The organism is Rhodoblastus acidophilus (assembly GCF_900187365.1).
In the GTDB taxonomy this organism is placed as follows: domain Bacteria; phylum Pseudomonadota; class Alphaproteobacteria; order Rhizobiales; family Beijerinckiaceae; genus Rhodoblastus; species Rhodoblastus acidophilus.
In genome coordinates this window covers 1175610-1192751 of sequence record NZ_FYDG01000001.1, presented here as the reverse complement: position 1 = coordinate 1192751, position 17142 = coordinate 1175610, and the positions used below count along the sequence as shown (strand labels likewise).

Sequence of the window (17142 nt, the reverse complement as noted above, 5' to 3'; positions counted from 1 at the left end):
CCTCCCTACGGATGAACCGTGTATTCGCCGGACTGCACGCCCCCCAGGGCGTCGCAATAGACGCCGTCGGGGTTGCGCGATGCCGGGAAGTTGAGCGCGCGCCCTTCGACAGCCTGCAGCTCGGACGCCAGCGCGCGCAGGATTTCCGAGTGGTTGGCGTGCATCAGCGGCTGCAACGGATGGGGTTGCGCATAGGCGCGCTCGGCGTGGAGGCCGGGGCGCAGCGACAGGCTGTAGCGCACGCGCCCGAGCCGCACGATCTGCCGCAGATGCGCGAACCCCAGCCCCTGCGTTTCCACGGTCGCGCCGTCCGGCAGCGCGAAGCGGAACACCAGCCGGTCGCCGTCGAAGGCGCAGCCGGTCGGCCGCCCGCCGAGCAGGGCGCCCAGCACCGCCTTGTAATCGCGCAGACTGGCGAAATGCGACTGTTTCAACCGCCAGCTCACCAGCGCCTGGATGTTGGCGTCGACCAGATAGGCCGGCAGCACGTTGATTCGGCCGCCGCTCTGGTAGTTCAGGCAGCAGCCGGTGTTGACGATGTCGCCGATGGTCAGCATCAGGCGCGGCGAGCAATCGAAGGCGGTGACCACCAGGCCGCGCGAGATGGCTTCGCCGTCGAGCATATCCTTGGGAATCTCGCGCTCGATGGCGCGCAGGTCCGCGATCACCTCCTGGAAGGCGTCGTCGTTCTGGGCGTCGGGGAAGCCGAGGCGCGCGAGGGCGCGCATCATCCGCGCCGCGTTGCGCCGCGCGAAACCGCCGGGAACCGCGTCGTCGAGCCCGGCGGCTATGTCCAGCAGACAGGCGCGGGCGCAAGCGGGAAACGCGTCGCGGGGAACGTGCGCGGCCAGGGCGCGCTCGGCGACCATGATCGGGTTGGCCTTGATCTCCTCGCGGGCGAGTTCGCTCATCTCCGCGCGCAGCTCTTGGGTGAGCGGCGCCGGCGCCGCCGGCTCGCTGTCGCACAGGCGCGTCAGGCCGTCGCGCAGGCCGCGGGTCAGCGCGTCGAGCCGCGCCTGATTGTCCGGCCGCTGCGCCTCGCCGACCCGCGCCAGGGCGCGCGGCTGGCGCCAGATGGCGCGTTGCGCCTCGGACAGGAAAGCGAGTTGGCGCTGGGCGCGCGCGTCCTCGAATTTGAACGCCATGAACTTGCGTTGCGCCGCGGCCTTGGCGGCGTGCAGCACCAGATGGGCGGCGTCGCGGCTCGGCCCGCCGCGCCGCGCGGGATCGCTGAGGCGGGCCAGCAGGGTGACGACCGGCTCCGGATCGCGCCAGTCCCGCGCCAACGCTTCGAGATCCTCGGTCTCGAGGCGCGCCGCGCCGGCCTGCAGGTCGAGAACGGCGTTGATGCGTCCGACCGCGCGCGCGCGCAAATGTTGGCGCGCGGAGTCCAGCCGCTCCACCGGCAACTGGTCGGTCTGGAATTCGCGCAGGAAAAAACTCTCGAACAATTTGCGTCGCGTCGGCTTGCCGACCAGCCGGCCGTCGCGCTGGGCGGCGTGGATCGCCAGTTCGAGCGCGAAGGCGTTGCGCAGCTCGTAAAGAAAGCCGTCCATGTCGGCGGGATGCGCCGGCGCGTCCTCGGCGAAGGCGACCGCGCGCAAAAGGTTGATGTCGTGCTTGTTCTTGAATTGCGTCAGCGCCGCCATCAGGCGGCGGCCGGTCTCGCATTGCAGCAGCGACCGCATCACCGGCGCGGGCGTCGCGAGAACCGCGCCCATGATCTCGGCGATGTCGGCGTCGGCATGGGCGGCGCGTCCCGTCAGATATTCGTTGACGAGCGTGACGAACGTGTCGCGGTCGACGGTGAAGGCGCCCACCGTCTCCAGCACCTGCGGCGGCAGGATTTTTGGATAGCGCGCGGAAAAATCCTTCAGGATTTTCTTGGTGCTGCGCGCGCCGTTCTCCAGGCTCTGCTCGAACAGCGAGCGCACGCCGTAATGCTGGTAGAGATGCAGCACGCCGTCCACGCCGAAGCGTTGGGTCATCAGCCGCACCGTGCGCGGCCGCGCCATGAAGTCGCCAGCCGCATAGGTCCCGAGCGTGGCGCGAGCCAGCGCCGTCCAGGATTCCAGCGAGATCAGGCGCGAGAGTCGCGGCAGCGTCAGGCTGAGACTGAACCAGGCGAGCGGCGTCACCGGCGAGCGCCGCACCGAGTACCGCAGGACCTGCAGGCCCGTCCGCCTGGCGGCGGCGAATTGGCCGGGCATCATCAGCCGCGCGACGCGGGCCTTTTCCTTGTCGTCGAGAACGAGGCCGAAATGCCGCGCCGGTTCGTTGAAGGGCGCGAGGCGCCGCTGGAACATCAGGGCGAGATAGCGCCAGAAGAACACGCGGCGCCGGTCTCTTGGCCAGGCGCCGACGATCTGCTGCGGCAGGGACGAGGCGCGCTCCGTCTTGAGCAGCAAAAAGGCGAGGGCGGCCACGCCGGTCGGCGTGCGCAACCCGAGCGCGTCGGCCGCATCGCCGAGGCTGGGGGGATCGGCCGCGCCGGCGATGAGCGCCAGTTCGTAAAGACGCACGCGCAGGTTTTCGTCGTCGGCGAGATCGACAATGGGCTGCGCCCGGTTCGCCGCGAGATCGCGCGCGTAGCGCGCCAGCGCGCGCTCGGCCGGGCCGCAGACGGCGATCAGGGGAGCGATCCGGTCCTCGACGGCGAAATAGGCGCGCAGCAGCGCGGGCTCGCGACGCATGAACCGCAGCAGGGTCACGAAATCGGGGGCGAGGGCCGCGATCGTTTCCGCGATTTCCGTCCAACCCTGAGCGCTGTCCGCCGATCGATTGGCGATCGCTTTGGCGATGAGGAGGGACGTTTTCGACCGGTCGGCCGTCACGCGCGCGTCGCGCGCTCCGCCGATCAGACCGGAGTCGTCGATCAGCATGGGGCAATCTACTCCATTGAGCCCGAAGGCTTTTCGCTGATTCAGGCTGAGAAGACCCAGAGGGGGTGTTGTGGCATTTACCCGTGAGCGCGCGGCTTTGTTCCAACATGGCCGCAGAGGGAGCGCGATGGAGTTTTGAAGGGGTTTTGCGTCGCGCGCACGCGGGCGCCGCGCGCGACGCTTAGGGGCGATTTATGGCGTGCGAGTCAGGGCGCGTCGCTCGCCAGCGACGGCGTTTCGCCGGCCAGGAAGGATTTGACGGCGGACAGCGAACCGGCCGGATCTTCCTCGAACGGCACATGGCCGAGACTCGGCAGCCGCACGAGAATGGCGTGCGGGAGATTGCGCAGGAACGCCGCGGCGTTGCCGATGGGGATCACGCCGTCCTTCTCGCCCCACAGCAGCAGCGTCGGCGCCTTGATGTTCGCCAGCGCCGGCGCGGGATCGCGCGCGAAGGTCTGACCCATGCGCGCGACGATCGCCTGCCGCACGCCGGGCGCCAGCAGCAGATCGCGGTAGCGGGTGAGGGTGGTTTCGGTCAGCGCGTCGATGTGGGCGTAGGCGGAGGACAGCGCCGTTCGGAGCAGGCCGCGCGGCGGGGCGACATGGGCCAGGGTTTTGGTAAGGGCGCCCACGACGAACGAGGCGGCCGGCGCGCGGTCCGAGGCTGGCGTCGCGCCTTCGCCGCCGACGGGCGACACCAGCACGAGACGGGACACGCGCTCGGGATGCTGGGCGGCGAAACTCCAGACGATGCGGCCGCCCATGGAATTGCCGACCAGGGTCGCCTGCGCGACGCCGAGTTGATTCATCAGGTCGGACAGGATGCGCGCTTCGCGGGCGTCGCTGTAGTCGCCGGTGGGGTCGGGACCGGTCAGGCCGAAGCCGGGCAGGTCGAACCGGATCACCCGGTAGCGCGCCGAGAGCGACCGCGCCCATGGCTCCCACGTGTCCAGGCTGGCGCAGAAGCCGTGCAGCAGGATCACGGCCGGGCCGTCGCGCGGTCCGGTGTCGCGCAGCCGCAGCCTTACGCCGTCGACCGTAAGATAATCGCCGGGATAGGCCGCCTCCAATTCGGCGCGCGGCTTGTCCGGGGCATAGAGCGAGAGCGGCAGGGCGACGGCCGCGACAGCGGCCGGGCCTGCCAACCAGGGCAGAATGGGCATTGCGATCCTGTTCCGGGCTGCGGCCCGCGTAAACGTCGCGCGAGCGCGGGCGTTCGCGGCGATGACGTCATCGCCGGCGACCGTTCGGCGCTGGTCGCGGAAGGGTGTCGCGAGGCTAACGGCCTGACGCCAAAACGGTTCCGGCTTCACGTGCGCGCATCGGCGCGGTCCCGCGAAGGCCAAGGGGACAGGGGAGCAGGTTTGGGGAGTTGGGAGGCGGCGCCTGAAAATGACGGCGCGCCGGCCCGGCTTGCGCGCCGGGCCGGTTAACGAAAAGTTGCGTTTAACGCTAAGTTAACGCGTCAAAAAGGGATAGCTTGACCGTAGCAGGAACAAAACGCGCGCGAATCGCTGACTTGACACTCGCTTCGTCGCATTCCCGATCGGTTCGCTCTCATCCCGCTTTCCACTCAGTTGGCGAGCGCGTCGAGAATGCGCGCCCAGCTGCGCGCGCCCTTCTGGAACGACGACAATTCGTATTTTTCGTTGGGCGAGTGGATGCGGTCGTCATCCAGCCCGAACCCGACCATCAGCGAATCCATTTTCAGCTCGCGCTTGAAAATGCCGACGATGGGGATCGAGCCGCCCGAGGCCGCGAGCACCGGGGGCTTGCCCCATTCCGCCTGCAAAGCGCGGCTGGCGCGCTGGATCGCCTCGGACTGGAACGGCAGGGTGATGGCGGCGCTGGCGCCGTGATTGAGGAATTCCGCCTCGCAATCGTCGGGCAGGCAGGCCTTCACATAGGCGCGGAAACTCTCCAGGATCTGCTGCGGGTTCTGCTTGCCGACGAGCCGGAACGAGAATTTCGCGTGAGCCTCCGCCGGCAGCACGGTTTTCGAGCCGGGCGCGGTGTAGCCGCCCCAGATTCCATTGACGTCGCAGGTGGGCCGCGCCCAAATCTGTTCGAGCGCCGAATAGGCGACCTCGCCGGCGGGAGTCTTCAGCCCGACGTCGCCGAGAAATTCCGCCTCGTCGAATTTCAGCGCCGCCCATTGCGCCCGGATCTCCGGCGGCAATTCCGGCACGCCTTCGTAGAAGTCGGGCAGGGTGACGCGCCCCTCGGCGTCGCGCAGGCCGGCGATGACTTGCGAAAGAACGTGGATCGGATTGACGGCGGGGCCGCCGAACATGCCGGAATGGAGGTCGCGTCGGGCCGCCTTGATCGTCACCTCCTCCAGCGCGAGACCGCGCAACATGCAGGTGATCAGCGGCGTCTGACGGTCCCACATGTTGGTGTCGCACACCAGCATCAGATCGGCCTTCAGCTCCTTGGCGTTGGCGGCCAGGAAGTCGGGCAGGGACGACGAGCCGGATTCCTCCTCGCCCTCGAACAGCAGGGTGACATGGCAGGGCAGGCCGCCGTTGGCCTTGTAGGCGCGGCAGGCTTCGACGAAGGTCATCAACTGGCCCTTGTCGTCGCCGGCGCCGCGCCCGAGAATCTGGCTCCAGCCCGGCTCGACCTCTTTTAAGCTCGGCGCGAACGGGTCGGTCTCCCAAAGCTCCAGCGGATCCACCGGCTGCACGTCGTAATGGCCGTAGAACAGCACATGGGGCGCGTCGGCGCGGGCGGCCTTGGCCTTGGCGACGACGATCGGATGGCCGGGCGTCTTCCGCGCCGAGGCTTCGAAGCCCATCGCGTTGAGATGCGAGGCCAGCCAATCCGCCGCGCGGGCGACGTCGTCCTTGAAGGCGGGATCGGTCGAAATGCTCTTGAAGCGCAGCAGATCGAACAGGCGGTCGAGCGCGCCCTGACGGTCGGCGTCGAGGGCGGCGAGGGCTTTTTCCAGCGAGGGCATGGGGGTTCCAGTTCTTGAGTCTCTGGCGTGAAACTATCAGGGGCGGGCGCGCGCTCCAAGGCGCGTGTCAGCGGTCAGCCATTGCGCTCGACCGTTCGCGGCTCGAAGGCGAGCTTCCTGATCAGAACAGCGATCGTCTGTTCATGAGCAATCAGCTATCATCACGCCGCCGCGTGGAGTTCTGTAATTGATCTCACACGATAATCCAGATCGAAGGCAGATTCAGACAACCGATGACACCGCAACTTACTTGGAGTTCGAGACAGTATCAGTCGCGACGAATTTGAGTTCAATCAGCGTGTCGTTGGGCCAGGAATCGTCTTCGAGCGGCGGTATGAAGCTTACGCGGTCCGCTCGGATGCGCTCCTGTGGCAGAGCCTCCCGCCTTTGGCCTGACATCAGCCAGATTTCAACAATCGGGCGCGGCTCTCGAAAGATGATCTTAATCATTGAATTGTGGCAAGCGCTGCCGAGGGCGCCGGCAAGCAGGCGCGCCGAAAGTGGAACCGATTCATTGTCGCGCTCCATCGCCCATCGCATTTCGCATTGCGCCCGGAAATCACCCAGCCGCCGGATATTGGGCGGAAGACCCGGCGTGCGCACGAAAGGCTTGATCGCATAGGCCTCGTCCGGCCGGTTGAGAATGATGCGAGCTTCCGAGTTTTCGCCGACCTCATTTTGCGGCGCCGCAAAAACGCCATTCTTGTCCAAGGGAACATCAATATCGCGGCTTGCCGTAGCGACAATTAGATTCAGTCCTTTCAAGCTCGCATTCGGCTGCCGCGGTTGCACGACGAATTTCGGTGTGGCTCCCGGCGCAAGCCGCTTATACCGGGAGAAAGCCTCGATCCCCCGTACAATCGCTTGATACGAAATTCCTTCCGACTGCTCACCAGCGGTCACAATCACGTCGGGAACTTCAATTTCCTCGACCGGCGGCTTCGCCGCCTGTTTTGCCGCCGCCAATTCGCTGAAAGTAAGCAGAGACAAAAGCGCCCAGGCGCTGGGCAGGAAATGTTTTCGCATCCGCAATTCCTTAATAGATCAGACAAAAGACAAGTTGGTCATGCTGGCGCATATTTCGGCGTGGCTTCGCGCCGTGAAAGGCAGAAGCTGTCAGAGTGCAGCCAGCAGGACGGCTCCTGGGCATGGGCGTCGCAACGAAGCGTCTTGATCTCGCGCGCCGGAGCGTTTCGAAACGCCGCCAGCAGCCGCGCATTGGCGTCGCTGTCTCGCAAACCGGTGAAGCCGATGAATTTCACCGCGCCGAGAATGTCGATGGCGAAAGAGCCGTCGATCTGGCGCTTCGCCAGCACCATTGCCCCCGGTCCCTCGACAGTCGTTAATGGAAACGACAAGCGGCCATCAGGGCCGAGCGCATCGAGCCAGACTCGCGGCGGATACGAGGCGCCGGCGCTGACCACAAGGGCGTCATAGCCCGTCACAGAAACCGTTGATCCATCAGTCTCCAACACTTCGGCTTGAGGCCAGGGCTTGAGAGCGGCGAGCGCACGTCGAGCCAGATCGGCGTCAATTTCTACTGCCGTGATGGCGCCCGCCGCGCCGACCAGCTCGGCCATGATCGCCGAATAATATCCTGTCCCGCAACCAAGATGCAGAACCTTCTCACCCGGGCGGAGGCCGAGACGATCGAGCAGCATGGCCCAAAGGCTTGGCAGCCCATTGTTGACGCCTTTGGCCTCATCAAGGGCGACAAGAAGATTGTGATAAATTTCGCGAGGATCGTCGCTTTCTGTGGTCCAAAATCCATTGGGCGCCTGCTCGCTAACAACGCGCCAAGGGCCTGCTCCGAGGAACGCCTCGCGCGGAACGCTTGCGAACGCGGACAACAAGGCAGGGTTGCGATTGCCCGCCAACGCCAATAATTCCTTGGCATAAAATAGCCGTGCAACGTCTAGCAGGTCTAACATGAGATTCCGGAACGGGGCCGCCGCTTGACTGCCGGCAAAGCATAATACTACTAATTTAGTATTCTATTGTCCAGCCCTAGCGGTTTGCCGAAACGTGCTGATGCGCATGCCTGAATCATCCTGCACCGACAGCCTTCCGGAGCAATGGGTCGGCCAGCTCAACAGTCAGTAGCAAAATTCCAACGATGACCAGAACTGGGTGCAAAGCGGCCCTTGCTGACGGCGCGTGCAGTCTTCCGCTTCCCGCCGATTCCTGTCGGCCGTCGCTACAAGAAAAAGGCCACGGCGAACGCCGTGGCCTCTCAAACTTCGCTTGTCGTTTGCGAAAAACTTACGCGAGCTTGCCGCGCACCCGCTTCACCAGCAGTTCCACGTTCTCGATCGGGGTTTCCGGCAGGATGCCGTGGCCGAGATTGAAAATGTGGCGGAAGTCCTGGAACGACTCGCGGATGAAGTCGATCTCGCGGCGCAGGGCGTCGCCGCCCACGATCAGCGCCAGCGGGTCGAGATTGCCCTGCACGACCTGGTTCTTCGACAGGGCCTCGCTGGCCCAGGAATTGTTCAGGCTGGTGTCCAGGCCCACGGCGTCAGCGCCGACGCGGTCGCCGAAGCCGACCAGCGAGCTATGCGCCGCGCGCGGGAAGGCGATGACCTTGGCCTGCGGATTGACCGCCTTGACGCCCGCGATGATGCGTTCCACCGGCTTTTCGCACCACGCCACAAATTCCTTCGCCGGCAGCACGCCCGCCCAGGAATCGAACACCTGCACCACTTCGGCGCCGTTCTTGATCTGCTCGTTCAGGTAGACGATGGAGGCGTCCACAATCCGGTCGATCAGTTTTTGGAAGGCGGCGGGATAACGATAGGCGAAGCGGCGGGCCGGCCCCTGGTCCGGCGTGCCCTTGCCGGCGATCATGTAGCTGGCGATGGTCCAGGGCGCGCCGCAGAAGCCGATCAGCGCGGTTTCGGCGGGCAGGGCGCTCTTGACGCGGCGCAGCGCCTCGAACACCGGCTCCAGATGCGACAGCTTGAATTCGCCGAGCGCGTCGACGCCTTCCGGCGTCTCGATCGCGGCCATGCGCGGGCCTTCGCCGGTGTCGAAACGCACCGTGTGGCCCATGGCGTCGGGCACGACCAGAATGTCGGAGAAAATGATCGCGGCGTCGAAGCCGAAGCGGCGGATCGGCTGCAGCGTCGCTTCCACGGTCAGGTCGGGGTTCCAGCAGAAATCCATGAAGGACGGCGCCTTGGCGCGGATTTCGCGATATTCCGGCAGGTAGCGGCCGGCCTGACGCATCAGCCACATCGGCGGCGCGTCGGGGATCGGGGCGTCAAAGACCTTGAGGAATTTCTTCGTGGCGGCGGAATCGGTCATGAGGCCTCGCAGGCGTGAAAAACAGAGGGCGCAGACGGCGCGCGCGCCCGTTGTATTGCCGACGAACGCCCAACGGTCAAGACAGGCGCAATGTCGCGCATGGCGCTATTGCGGCAGGTCAAGCCCCGGGCTTGACGAAGCGCAAGCCAGTCCACTGCGGCTTAAGACCAATGCCGCATGTTCCCGATGTGGCGCCCCGCGACGGGCCGCAGTATAAGGGCGCAAACACAAAGCCATTATGGACGCCCGGATGACCCGTATTCCCGATTTTTCCACCCTCGCCCTCGATCCGGCCGCCACCGCGCCGGCCCCGGCTTTCGCCGCCGAACCGTGGCAGACGCCCGAAGGCATTGCGGTGAAAAGCGTCTATGGCCCCGAGGATGTCGAGGGCCTGCCGGCGGTGGATTCGTTCCCGGGAACCGCGCCGTTTCTGCGCGGGCCCTATTCCACAATGTATGTGAACCAGCCCTGGACCGTGCGCCAGTACGCAGGTTTCTCCACGGCCGAGGATTCCAACGCCTTTTATCGCCGCAATCTCGCGGCGGGCCAAAAGGGCCTGTCGGTGGCGTTCGACCTCGCCACCCATCGCGGCTATGATTCCGACCACCCGCGCGTGTCCGGCGACGTCGGCATGGCCGGCGTGGCCATCGACTCCATCTATGACATGCGCACGCTGTTCTCGGGCATCCCACTCGACCAGATGTCCGTGTCCATGACGATGAACGGCGCGGTTCTGCCGATTCTCGCGCTCTATATTGTCGCGGCGGAAGAGCAGGGCGTGCCCGCCGCCAAATTGTCGGGCACGATCCAGAACGATATTCTCAAAGAATTCATGGTGCGCAACACCTATATCTACCCGCCCAAGGCGTCGATGCGCATCATTTCGGATATTTTCGCCTATACGTCGCAGAATATGCCGAAGTTCAACTCCATTTCCATTTCCGGCTACCACATGCAGGAAGCCGGGGCGACGCAGGATCTGGAGCTGGCCTATACGCTGGCCGACGGCGTCGAATATATCCGCGCCGGCATCGCCGCCGGCCTGACGGTGGACCAATTCGCGCCGCGCCTGTCGTTCTTCTGGGCGATTGGCATGAATTTCTTCATGGAAGTGGCCAAGCTGCGCGCCGCGCGGCTGATCTGGGCCAATCTGGTGAAAAAATTCAACCCGGCGTCGGAAAAGAGCCTGCCGCTGCGCACCCACAGCCAGACCTCCGGCTGGTCGCTGACCGCGCAGGACGTGTTCAACAATGTGGTGCGCACCCAGATCGAGGCGATGGCGGCGACGCAGGGCCACACCCAGTCGCTGCACACCAATGCGCTCGACGAGGCGCTGGCGCTGCCGACCGACTTTTCCGCCCGTATCGCCCGCAACACCCAGCTGTTCCTGCAGCAGGAATCCGGCACGACCAAGATCATCGATCCCTGGGGCGGGTCGTATTACGTGGAAAAGCTGACGGCCGAACTGACCGAAAAAGCCTGGGCGCATATCCAGGAAGTCGAGGCGCTCGGCGGCATGTCCAAGGCCATCGAAGCCGGCATCCCCAAGCTGCGCATCGAGGAAGCTGCGGCGAAGACCCAGGCGCGCATCGACAGCCGCAAGCAGTCGGTGATCGGCGTCAACAAATATCGTCCCGTCGACGAAAAGCCGATCGATGTGCTGAAGGTCGACAATTCCTCGGTGCGGACGCAGCAGCTGGAGAAACTGAAGCGCCTGCGCGCCGAGCGCAACGAGGCCGATTGCCAGGCCAAACTGGAAGCGTTGACCGAGGGCGCCAAGGGCGGCGCCAACCTGCTGGCGCTGGCCATCGAGGCGGCGCGCGCCAAGGCGACCGTGGGCGAGATATCCTACGCGCTTGAAAAGGTGTTCGGGCGGCATCGGGCCGAGATCAAGAGCATTTCCGGCGTTTACAAGCGGGAGGCGGGCGTGAATTCTGCTGCGGTGACCAACGTGCAGGCGCAGGTCGAGGCTTTTGTCGAGAACGACGGCCGCCGTCCGCGCATTCTCGTCGCCAAGGTCGGCCAGGACGGCCACGATCGGGGACAGAAGGTGATCGCCTCGGCTTTCGCCGATCTGGGCTTCGACGTGGACATTGGGCCGCTGTTCGCCACCCCCGACGAGGCTGCGCGGCAGGCGGTGGAGAACGACGTGCATATTGTCGGCATTTCCTCGCTGGCGGCGGGCCATCTGACCCTTGTGCCGGAATTGAAGGCGGCGCTGGAGAAGGAAGGGCGCGGCGACATCATGATCGTGGTCGGCGGCGTGATCCCGCCCCAGGACTTCGACGCGCTCTACAAGGCCGGCGCGACCGCCATCTTCCCGCCCGGCACGGTGATCGCCGAAGCGGCGGGCAAGCTGATCGACGAACTCAACGGGCGCCTCGGCTATTCCAAAGCCGCCGCCGAATGAGTTCTTTCCTGCCCGCGCAGGACGATGAAATCGCCGTCGCCTCGGAGCATCCCTCCGACGCGGCGGCGCAAATCATTCTGATCAGCGGTCTCACCGCTTACAATGAAGCGCGCGTCGGTCCCGATCCGGTGCGCGATCCCGCCAATCAGGTCTGCATTGTCGCCCGCGACCGGGACGGCCGCGTGCGCGGCGGCGCGCAGGGCGTGGCGGTGGGCGCGTGGCTGGCGCTGGATACGGTTTGGGTCGAAGACGATTTTCGTGGGCGCGGCCTGGGCGCGCGCGTGCTCGAGGCGGCGGAGGCGGAAGGGCGCCGGCGCGGCTGCAAATGGGCGATCCTCGCCACGTTCGAATATCAGGCGCCGGATTTTTATTCGCGGCGCGGTTATGTCGAATATGCCCGCATGGAGGATTTTCCTTGGGGTCACACGCGGTTCCAGCTCAGGAAAGCGTTGTGATTCCCTGGGAACTGCTGGATACCGCCAACATTCCGGGCGGCGGCGCGCTAAAACTGAAGCGGCGCGGGACCGAGTTCTCCATTATGCTCGGCGACAACGAATTGATGAATTCGCGTCTGAGCGGATCGGAACAGGCGCTGGCCACGCTCGCCTGCGAGCGGATCGCCGCCTGTCCCACGCCGCGCCTTCTCATTGGCGGCCTCGGCATGGGATTTACCTTGCGCGCCGCGCTGGCGGTCCTGGGCCCGCAAGCGCGCGTCACGGTGGCGGAACTCGTGCCCGCCGTGGTCGCCTGGGCGCGCGGCCCGATGGCCGAACTGCATGACGGCAGCCTCGACGACGCGCGGGTCAGCATTGCGGTGACGGATGTGACACAGCCGATCCAGACGGCGCGCGCAAAAAAATGGGACGCCATTCTGCTCGATGTCGACAATGGGCCGGACGGGCTGACGCGCGCGGCCAATGACGGGCTTTACAGCCGGGCGGGCCTGCTCGCGGCGCGCGAGGCGTTGAGCCCCGGCGGCGTGCTGGCGGTCTGGTCGGCGCATGAGGCGCCGCGCTTCACGCAGAGCTTGCGCAAGGCGGGATTCGCCGTCGAGGAGGTCAGAGTGCGCGCGGGCCGGGGGCGCGGGGCTCGGCATGTCATCTGGATGGCGAAGCGGAACAGCTGACGCCAATTGCGAGGCGGCTCGGCGCTCGCAAGGTCCGCACGCGGTCAATTTATGGAACGTGCAATGGCGAAAACAAAAGCGCAAGCAGGAGACGTTAACCGCAACAATCAAGTGCTGGTCGAAAAAACCAACCTGCCCGGGAACGATCACAACCAATATGTTTGGCGATTGCATTGCCGAGATTGCGGCCACGACTACGGCGCAAACGGCTCCGATTTCCATCTAAGACGGTGTCCGAGGTGCGACGGCGGCGCTCCCGGTTTGCCTGTCTGAATTCGAAAGACCCGCAGTTTTGGGGCCGCCCCGGAGGGCGGCCCGTGTAATCCTCAGCCGACGGCCTTCTCATACTGGGCTTCGACATATTCCCAGTTCACGAGATTGCCGAGCACGGTCTTGATGAAGTCGGGACGACGGTTGCGGTAGTCGATGTAATAGGCGTGTTCCCACACATCGACGGTGAGGATCGGCGACGCGCCGTGAATCAGCGGGTTTTCCGCGTTCGGGGTCTTGGAGATGGCGACCTTGCCATCCTTGACTTCAAGCCAGGCCCAGCCCGAGCCGAACTGCGTCACGCCGGCCTGGGCGAGATCGTCGAGCGCTTTTTCCACCGAGCCGAACGCCTCGACCAGCGCCTTTTCGACCTTGCCCGGGACCTTGCCGCCGCCGGCCGGCTTCAAATATTTCCAGAATTCGGCGTGATTGTAGATTTGCGCGACATTGTTGAACACGCCGGGATGCTTGCCATGCGAGGTCTTGATGACCTCCTCTATGGGCTTGCCTTCCCATTCGGTGCCCTTGATCAGGTTGTTGGCGTTGGTCACATAGGCGGCGTGATGCTTGTCGTGGTGAAACTCCAGCGTTTCGGCCGACATGTAGGGCGCCAACGCGTCATAGGCGTAGGGAAGCGGATCGAGAACAAAGGACATGCAGTGCTCCTGGATGAGAAGGGGACTGCCTCAAGGTAGGGACCGAGTGTGAATGAGGCAAGAACTGGGCTGCCGAAAGAAGCGCCCCGACGAGAGCCGGGCTTAACAAATTTGCGGCTTTGTGCTCAAAACGTGGAACTTCATTTGTCAAGAGAGGCGCGGCGCTGGTGAGAGTGGAACGCACGTTGATCGCCCTGGGGCTCGTTCTCGCCCTTGCGGGCGTGATAGTGGCCTCGAATGGCTACATTTACGTCAACGTCGATCGCGGGCCGCCGCTGATGGTTTCGGGCGTGCTGGCGTTCGGCTTCGGCCTGGTGCTCGGCGCGCTCGGGTTCATTTTGCGGGAATTGCAGGCCATCGCCGCCGACGCCTCCAAGGCCGCCCTGTTGCTCGCCAAGGGCCGCGTCGCGGCGACGCCCGCTGAACCCGCCGTCAAACCAGCTCCGGCGCGGCAGACGCCCCCGCCGCCGCCAGTCCCGACTTATGCGCCGCCGCCTCCCGCGCCGCCGCCGCTTGCGCCGTTCGAGCCGGTCGCCGCCGACCCCGCCAGCGAACAGGCCGCGCTGGCTGAGACTTTTGTGAACGCGGCGGCCTCCGATCTGTTTTTTCCCGCCGCCGAACCCGAGAGCAAGTCGGTTGCGCCGCCCCCGCCCGTCTTGCCGGAGGACGAGTCCGGCAAGCCGGCCGCCCCCGCCCGCCCGCCGCTGTCCTGGGTGGTCCAGCCGGCTTCGGTCGAACCGCCGGTCGAGGCTTCGCAGCCCGGCGACTGGCTGAATCGGGCGCTCGCCAACGGAGCGGACAAGGTCCACAAGGCGGCGCCGCCCGATAAACTTTCGCGCCCGCGGGTTCCTGCGCTTGAACCGGCTTTGAGTTCCAGCCCGCGAAGCGAGGACGAGAAAGCCGACGATCAGCCCAAGCCGGACGCGATCGGCCATTACGAGGCGAACGGGGCGCATTACACGATGTTTTCCGACGGCTCGATCGAAGCCGAGACGCAGCATGGCGTCTATCGGTTCGGCAGCATCGAGGAATTGAAACATTTCATCGAGGGCGACGAGGCCGGCGATCTCGCCGCCAAGAGTTGAGGGGCGCAGGCGGTCCGACGGGCCGCCTGTTTTAACGCCACAAGGCGGAGACCGCCCATCTCGGCATTTTAAGACGACGAGGCGGAAACCGCCCATTTCAGCATTTTAAGACGACGAGGCGGAAACCGCCCATTTCAGCATTTTAAGACGACGAGGCGGAAACCGCCCATCTCAGCATTTCAAGACGACGAGGCGGAAACCGCCTCTATGGCGAAAGCGAAGCGCCAGGCGATATCCTCCAGTTCGTCGAAACGGCCCGCCGCGCCGCCGTGGCCGGCCTCCATATTGGTCTTGAGCAAGATCGGGCCGCCGCCGGTCATGGTCTCGCGCAGTTTCTGCGCCCATTTGGCCGGCTCCCAATAGGTGACGCGCGGGTCGGTGAGGCCGGCTTCGATCAGCATGGCCGGATAGGCCTGCGCCCGCACATTGTCATAGGGCGAATAAGAGCGAATCAGTTCGAAAACGGCGCGGTCCTCGATCGGATTGCCCCATTCCTGCCATTCGGGCGGCGTCAGCGGCAGCGTGTCGTCGCAAATGGTGTTGAGCACGTCGACAAACGGCACTTCCGCGAGCACGCCGCCAAATAGTTCGGGCGCGAGATTGGCGATTGCGCCCATCAGCAGGCCGCCGGCGGAGCCGCCCTCCGCGACGATTTTTCCCGGCTCGGTCAGGCCGAGCGCGCAAAGATGGCGCGCGCAGGCGATGTAATCCGAAAACGTATTGGGCTTGGCGGCCATCTTGCCCGCCAGTTTCCAGCGTTCGCCCAACTCGCCGCCGCCGCGCACATGGGCGATGGCGTAAACGAAGCCGCGGTCGATCAGGCTGAAGCGGGTCTCGTCGAACCGCGCCGGCAGCGCCACGCCATAGGCGCCGTAGCCGTAGAGCAGCAGCGGGCCGGGCCCGGGCGCCCGGTCCTTGCGCCAGATCAGCGTCAGGGGGACGCGGGCGCCGTCGGGCGCTTCGGCCCAGTCGAGCCGCGTTTGGTAGCGCGCGGGATCGTGCCCCGAGGGCACGCGCCTGGTCTTCACCAGCGTGCGCGCGCCGCTGCGCAGGTCGATGTCGTAGGTGCGGTCGGGATCGATCGGCGTCGAAAAGGTGACGCGCGCCACGGGATCGCGGAATTCGAAATTGGGTTCGAGCCGCAGATGCAGCGCGGGCGCGTCGAATTCCACGACGAAGGGCGCGCCGTCGCGCGGCTCCGTCAGCGGTTTGGCCACAAGGCGCGGGCGGCAATTCTCCCGCTCCAGCCAGACCAGATAATCCGCGAAAACGGCCGCGTTGAAGATCGCCTTGCCCGGCCGGTGCGGCGCCTCCTCCCGCCAGCGGGCGGGGTCCGAAGCCTGACTCAATTCGTCCAGCGCGATGCTGAGAAGCTTGAAGTCGAAGGCGTTGTCGGCGTTGGTGCGCAGGAACAGCCGGTCGAGGCCGGGCTCCACGTCGTAGATCAGGCCGGGCCGGCGCGGAATCACCAGACGCGGCGGCGCGGTCGGGTCGGCGAGATCGATCAGCCAGCTTTCGGAACAGTCATGGTCGGAGACATTGACGATGGCGTGGCGCCGCGACCGCGCGCCGCGAAGATGCACGAACAGGCCGGGATCTTTTTCCTCGAACAGCAGCGTGTCCGTGGCCGGGTCCTCGCCGATCCGGTGCAGCAGGACCGCGCAGGTGCGGAAATCCTCGTCGACGCGCGTGTAGAGAAAGCCATGCGAATCGCAGGTCCAGACGATGGCGCCGTCGGCGTTCTCCACGACATCCTCGCCGTCGAGGCCGGTGGCGAGATCGCGACAGGAGATTTTCTGCAGTTCCGAACCGCGCTCGTCGCGGCTCCAGGCGAGGCGCCGATGGTCGGGCGAATGGACGGCGTCCCCGAGGCAGAAATAGTCGAGACCTTCGGCGCAGCGGTCGCCGTCGAGCAGGATGATTTCGTCGCCGTCCGGGGCCTTGCGGCAGATCAGTTGATGCTGGCCGTTTTCACGGAACCGATTGTAGTAGAACCATGCGCCGTCGCGCGCCGGCGGATCGGAATCGGTCGCGTCCATGCGCGCGATCATCTCCTGTTTCAGGCGTTCCGCCAGCGGCGCCAATGGCTTGAGCGCCGCTTCCGTATAGGTGTTCTCCGCCTCCAGCGCGGCGCGGATCTCCTCGGGAAGCGCGTCGGGGTCCTGCAGCGCCTCCCGCCAGTTCTCCGCCCGCAACCAGGCGTAGTCGTCGCTTAGCGTTACACCGTGAAATACCTGCGTGTTCTGTCGTTTATCGAAGCGGGGCGGCGTTATGTCGCGGCTTTCGGCGAAGGACGTCATGATCAATCCCGAGCAGATGTGAAGAGTTGTGAGCGACAATGTGCCGATTCGGCTGATTCGCCAAAGCCGGTCGGTGCGATCAGCGTCCTTGCTGCGCAACTGCGCCGGCGAATATTTTCCCTTGGTTCATTCGCAGCAAAAACCG

General features: G+C 65.3%; 12 protein-coding genes. 4 read left to right on the top strand and 8 right to left on the bottom strand.

Features of this window, described 5'->3' with window-relative positions:
* Positions 1-5: 5 nt before the first annotated feature.
* The 6 genes from CFB24_RS05150 to hemE all read right to left on the bottom strand — a co-directional run bounded on the left by CFB24_RS05150 (position 6) and on the right by hemE (position 9150).
* On the bottom strand, positions 6-2882 hold the full coding sequence (locus CFB24_RS05150) for a hypothetical protein (RefSeq protein WP_088519436.1): 2877 nt from the start codon (positions 2880-2882) through the stop codon (positions 6-8).
* Between the two features lie 206 nt (positions 2883-3088).
* On the bottom strand, positions 3089-4048 hold the full coding sequence (locus tag CFB24_RS05145) for an alpha/beta fold hydrolase (RefSeq protein WP_088519435.1): 960 nt from the start codon (positions 4046-4048) through the stop codon (positions 3089-3091).
* A 410-nt stretch (positions 4049-4458) separates the two neighbouring features.
* The gene (locus tag CFB24_RS05140; RefSeq protein WP_088519434.1) at positions 4459-5844 is read right to left on the bottom strand and encodes a M20/M25/M40 family metallo-hydrolase; all 1386 of its coding nucleotides are present in this window, start codon (positions 5842-5844) and stop codon (positions 4459-4461) included.
* A gap of 246 nt (positions 5845-6090) precedes the next feature.
* Positions 6091-6870, bottom strand: a complete 780-nt coding sequence (locus CFB24_RS22430; RefSeq protein WP_141098356.1) for a hypothetical protein — start codon at positions 6868-6870, stop codon at positions 6091-6093.
* 38 nt (positions 6871-6908) lie between these two features.
* Positions 6909-7775 (bottom strand): protein-L-isoaspartate O-methyltransferase family protein, encoded by an 867-nt coding sequence (locus CFB24_RS05130; protein ID WP_088519432.1) that lies wholly within the window; start codon positions 7773-7775, stop codon positions 6909-6911.
* A gap of 331 nt (positions 7776-8106) precedes the next feature.
* Positions 8107-9150, bottom strand: coding sequence for a uroporphyrinogen decarboxylase (hemE, locus tag CFB24_RS05125; RefSeq protein WP_088519431.1), 1044 nt, complete (start codon positions 9148-9150; stop codon positions 8107-8109).
* Positions 9151-9400: 250 nt separating this feature from the next.
* Here hemE and scpA point away from each other — a divergent pair, with 250 nt between their 5' ends.
* Genes scpA through CFB24_RS05110 form a run of 3 tightly spaced genes read left to right on the top strand, consistent with a single transcriptional unit; the run spans position 9401 to position 12686 of the window.
* Positions 9401-11560: a methylmalonyl-CoA mutase gene (scpA, locus tag CFB24_RS05120; RefSeq protein ID WP_088519554.1), complete on the top strand. Its 2160-nt coding sequence runs from the start codon at positions 9401-9403 to the stop codon at positions 11558-11560.
* Positions 11557-12015 carry a GNAT family N-acetyltransferase gene (locus CFB24_RS05115; RefSeq protein ID WP_088519430.1) on the top strand — a complete coding sequence of 153 codons (459 nt, stop codon included), beginning with the start codon at positions 11557-11559 and terminating at the stop codon, positions 12013-12015. The genes scpA and CFB24_RS05115 overlap by 4 nt, the downstream gene beginning before the upstream one ends.
* Entirely contained in the window at positions 12012-12686 is a 675-nt protein-coding gene (locus CFB24_RS05110) for a spermidine synthase (protein WP_088519429.1), read from the top strand. Before CFB24_RS05115 ends, CFB24_RS05110 begins: the two co-directional genes overlap by 4 nt.
* A gap of 326 nt (positions 12687-13012) precedes the next feature.
* Here CFB24_RS05110 and CFB24_RS05100 read toward each other — a convergent pair whose 3' ends face one another.
* Positions 13013-13612: a superoxide dismutase gene (locus tag CFB24_RS05100; RefSeq protein ID WP_088519427.1), complete on the bottom strand. Its 600-nt coding sequence runs from the start codon at positions 13610-13612 to the stop codon at positions 13013-13015.
* A 167-nt stretch (positions 13613-13779) separates the two neighbouring features.
* Here CFB24_RS05100 and CFB24_RS05095 point away from each other — a divergent pair, with 167 nt between their 5' ends.
* The gene (locus CFB24_RS05095) at positions 13780-14697 is read left to right on the top strand and encodes a hypothetical protein (protein WP_141098355.1); all 918 of its coding nucleotides are present in this window, start codon (positions 13780-13782) and stop codon (positions 14695-14697) included.
* 179 nt (positions 14698-14876) lie between these two features.
* On the opposite strand, the gene CFB24_RS05090 is transcribed toward CFB24_RS05095, so the two are convergent.
* Positions 14877-16997, bottom strand: a complete 2121-nt coding sequence (locus CFB24_RS05090; protein ID WP_088519553.1) for a S9 family peptidase — start codon at positions 16995-16997, stop codon at positions 14877-14879.
* Positions 16998-17142 lie beyond the last annotated feature (145 nt).

What these genes read in the sequence shown, in the direction of transcription:
- hemE (WP_088519431.1), bottom strand. Translation starts at nt 9,150, where the DNA reads ATGACCGATTCCGCCGCCACGAAGAAATTCCTCAAGGTCTTTGACGCC.
- CFB24_RS05145 (WP_088519435.1), bottom strand. Translation starts at nt 4,048, where the DNA reads ATGCCCATTCTGCCCTGGTTGGCAGGCCCGGCCGCTGTCGCGGCCGTC.
- CFB24_RS05100 (WP_088519427.1), bottom strand. Translation starts at nt 13,612, where the DNA reads ATGTCCTTTGTTCTCGATCCGCTTCCCTACGCCTATGACGCGTTGGCG.
- CFB24_RS05090 (WP_088519553.1), bottom strand. Translation starts at nt 16,997, where the DNA reads ATGACGTCCTTCGCCGAAAGCCGCGACATAACGCCGCCCCGCTTCGAT.
- CFB24_RS05115 (WP_088519430.1), top strand. Translation starts at nt 11,557, where the DNA reads ATGAGTTCTTTCCTGCCCGCGCAGGACGATGAAATCGCCGTCGCCTCG.
- scpA (WP_088519554.1), top strand. Translation starts at nt 9,401, where the DNA reads ATGACCCGTATTCCCGATTTTTCCACCCTCGCCCTCGATCCGGCCGCC.
- CFB24_RS05150 (WP_088519436.1), bottom strand. Translation starts at nt 2,882, where the DNA reads ATGCTGATCGACGACTCCGGTCTGATCGGCGGAGCGCGCGACGCGCGC.
- CFB24_RS22430 (WP_141098356.1), bottom strand. Translation starts at nt 6,870, where the DNA reads ATGCGAAAACATTTCCTGCCCAGCGCCTGGGCGCTTTTGTCTCTGCTT.
- CFB24_RS05140 (WP_088519434.1), bottom strand. Translation starts at nt 5,844, where the DNA reads ATGCCCTCGCTGGAAAAAGCCCTCGCCGCCCTCGACGCCGACCGTCAG.
- CFB24_RS05130 (WP_088519432.1), bottom strand. Translation starts at nt 7,775, where the DNA reads ATGTTAGACCTGCTAGACGTTGCACGGCTATTTTATGCCAAGGAATTA.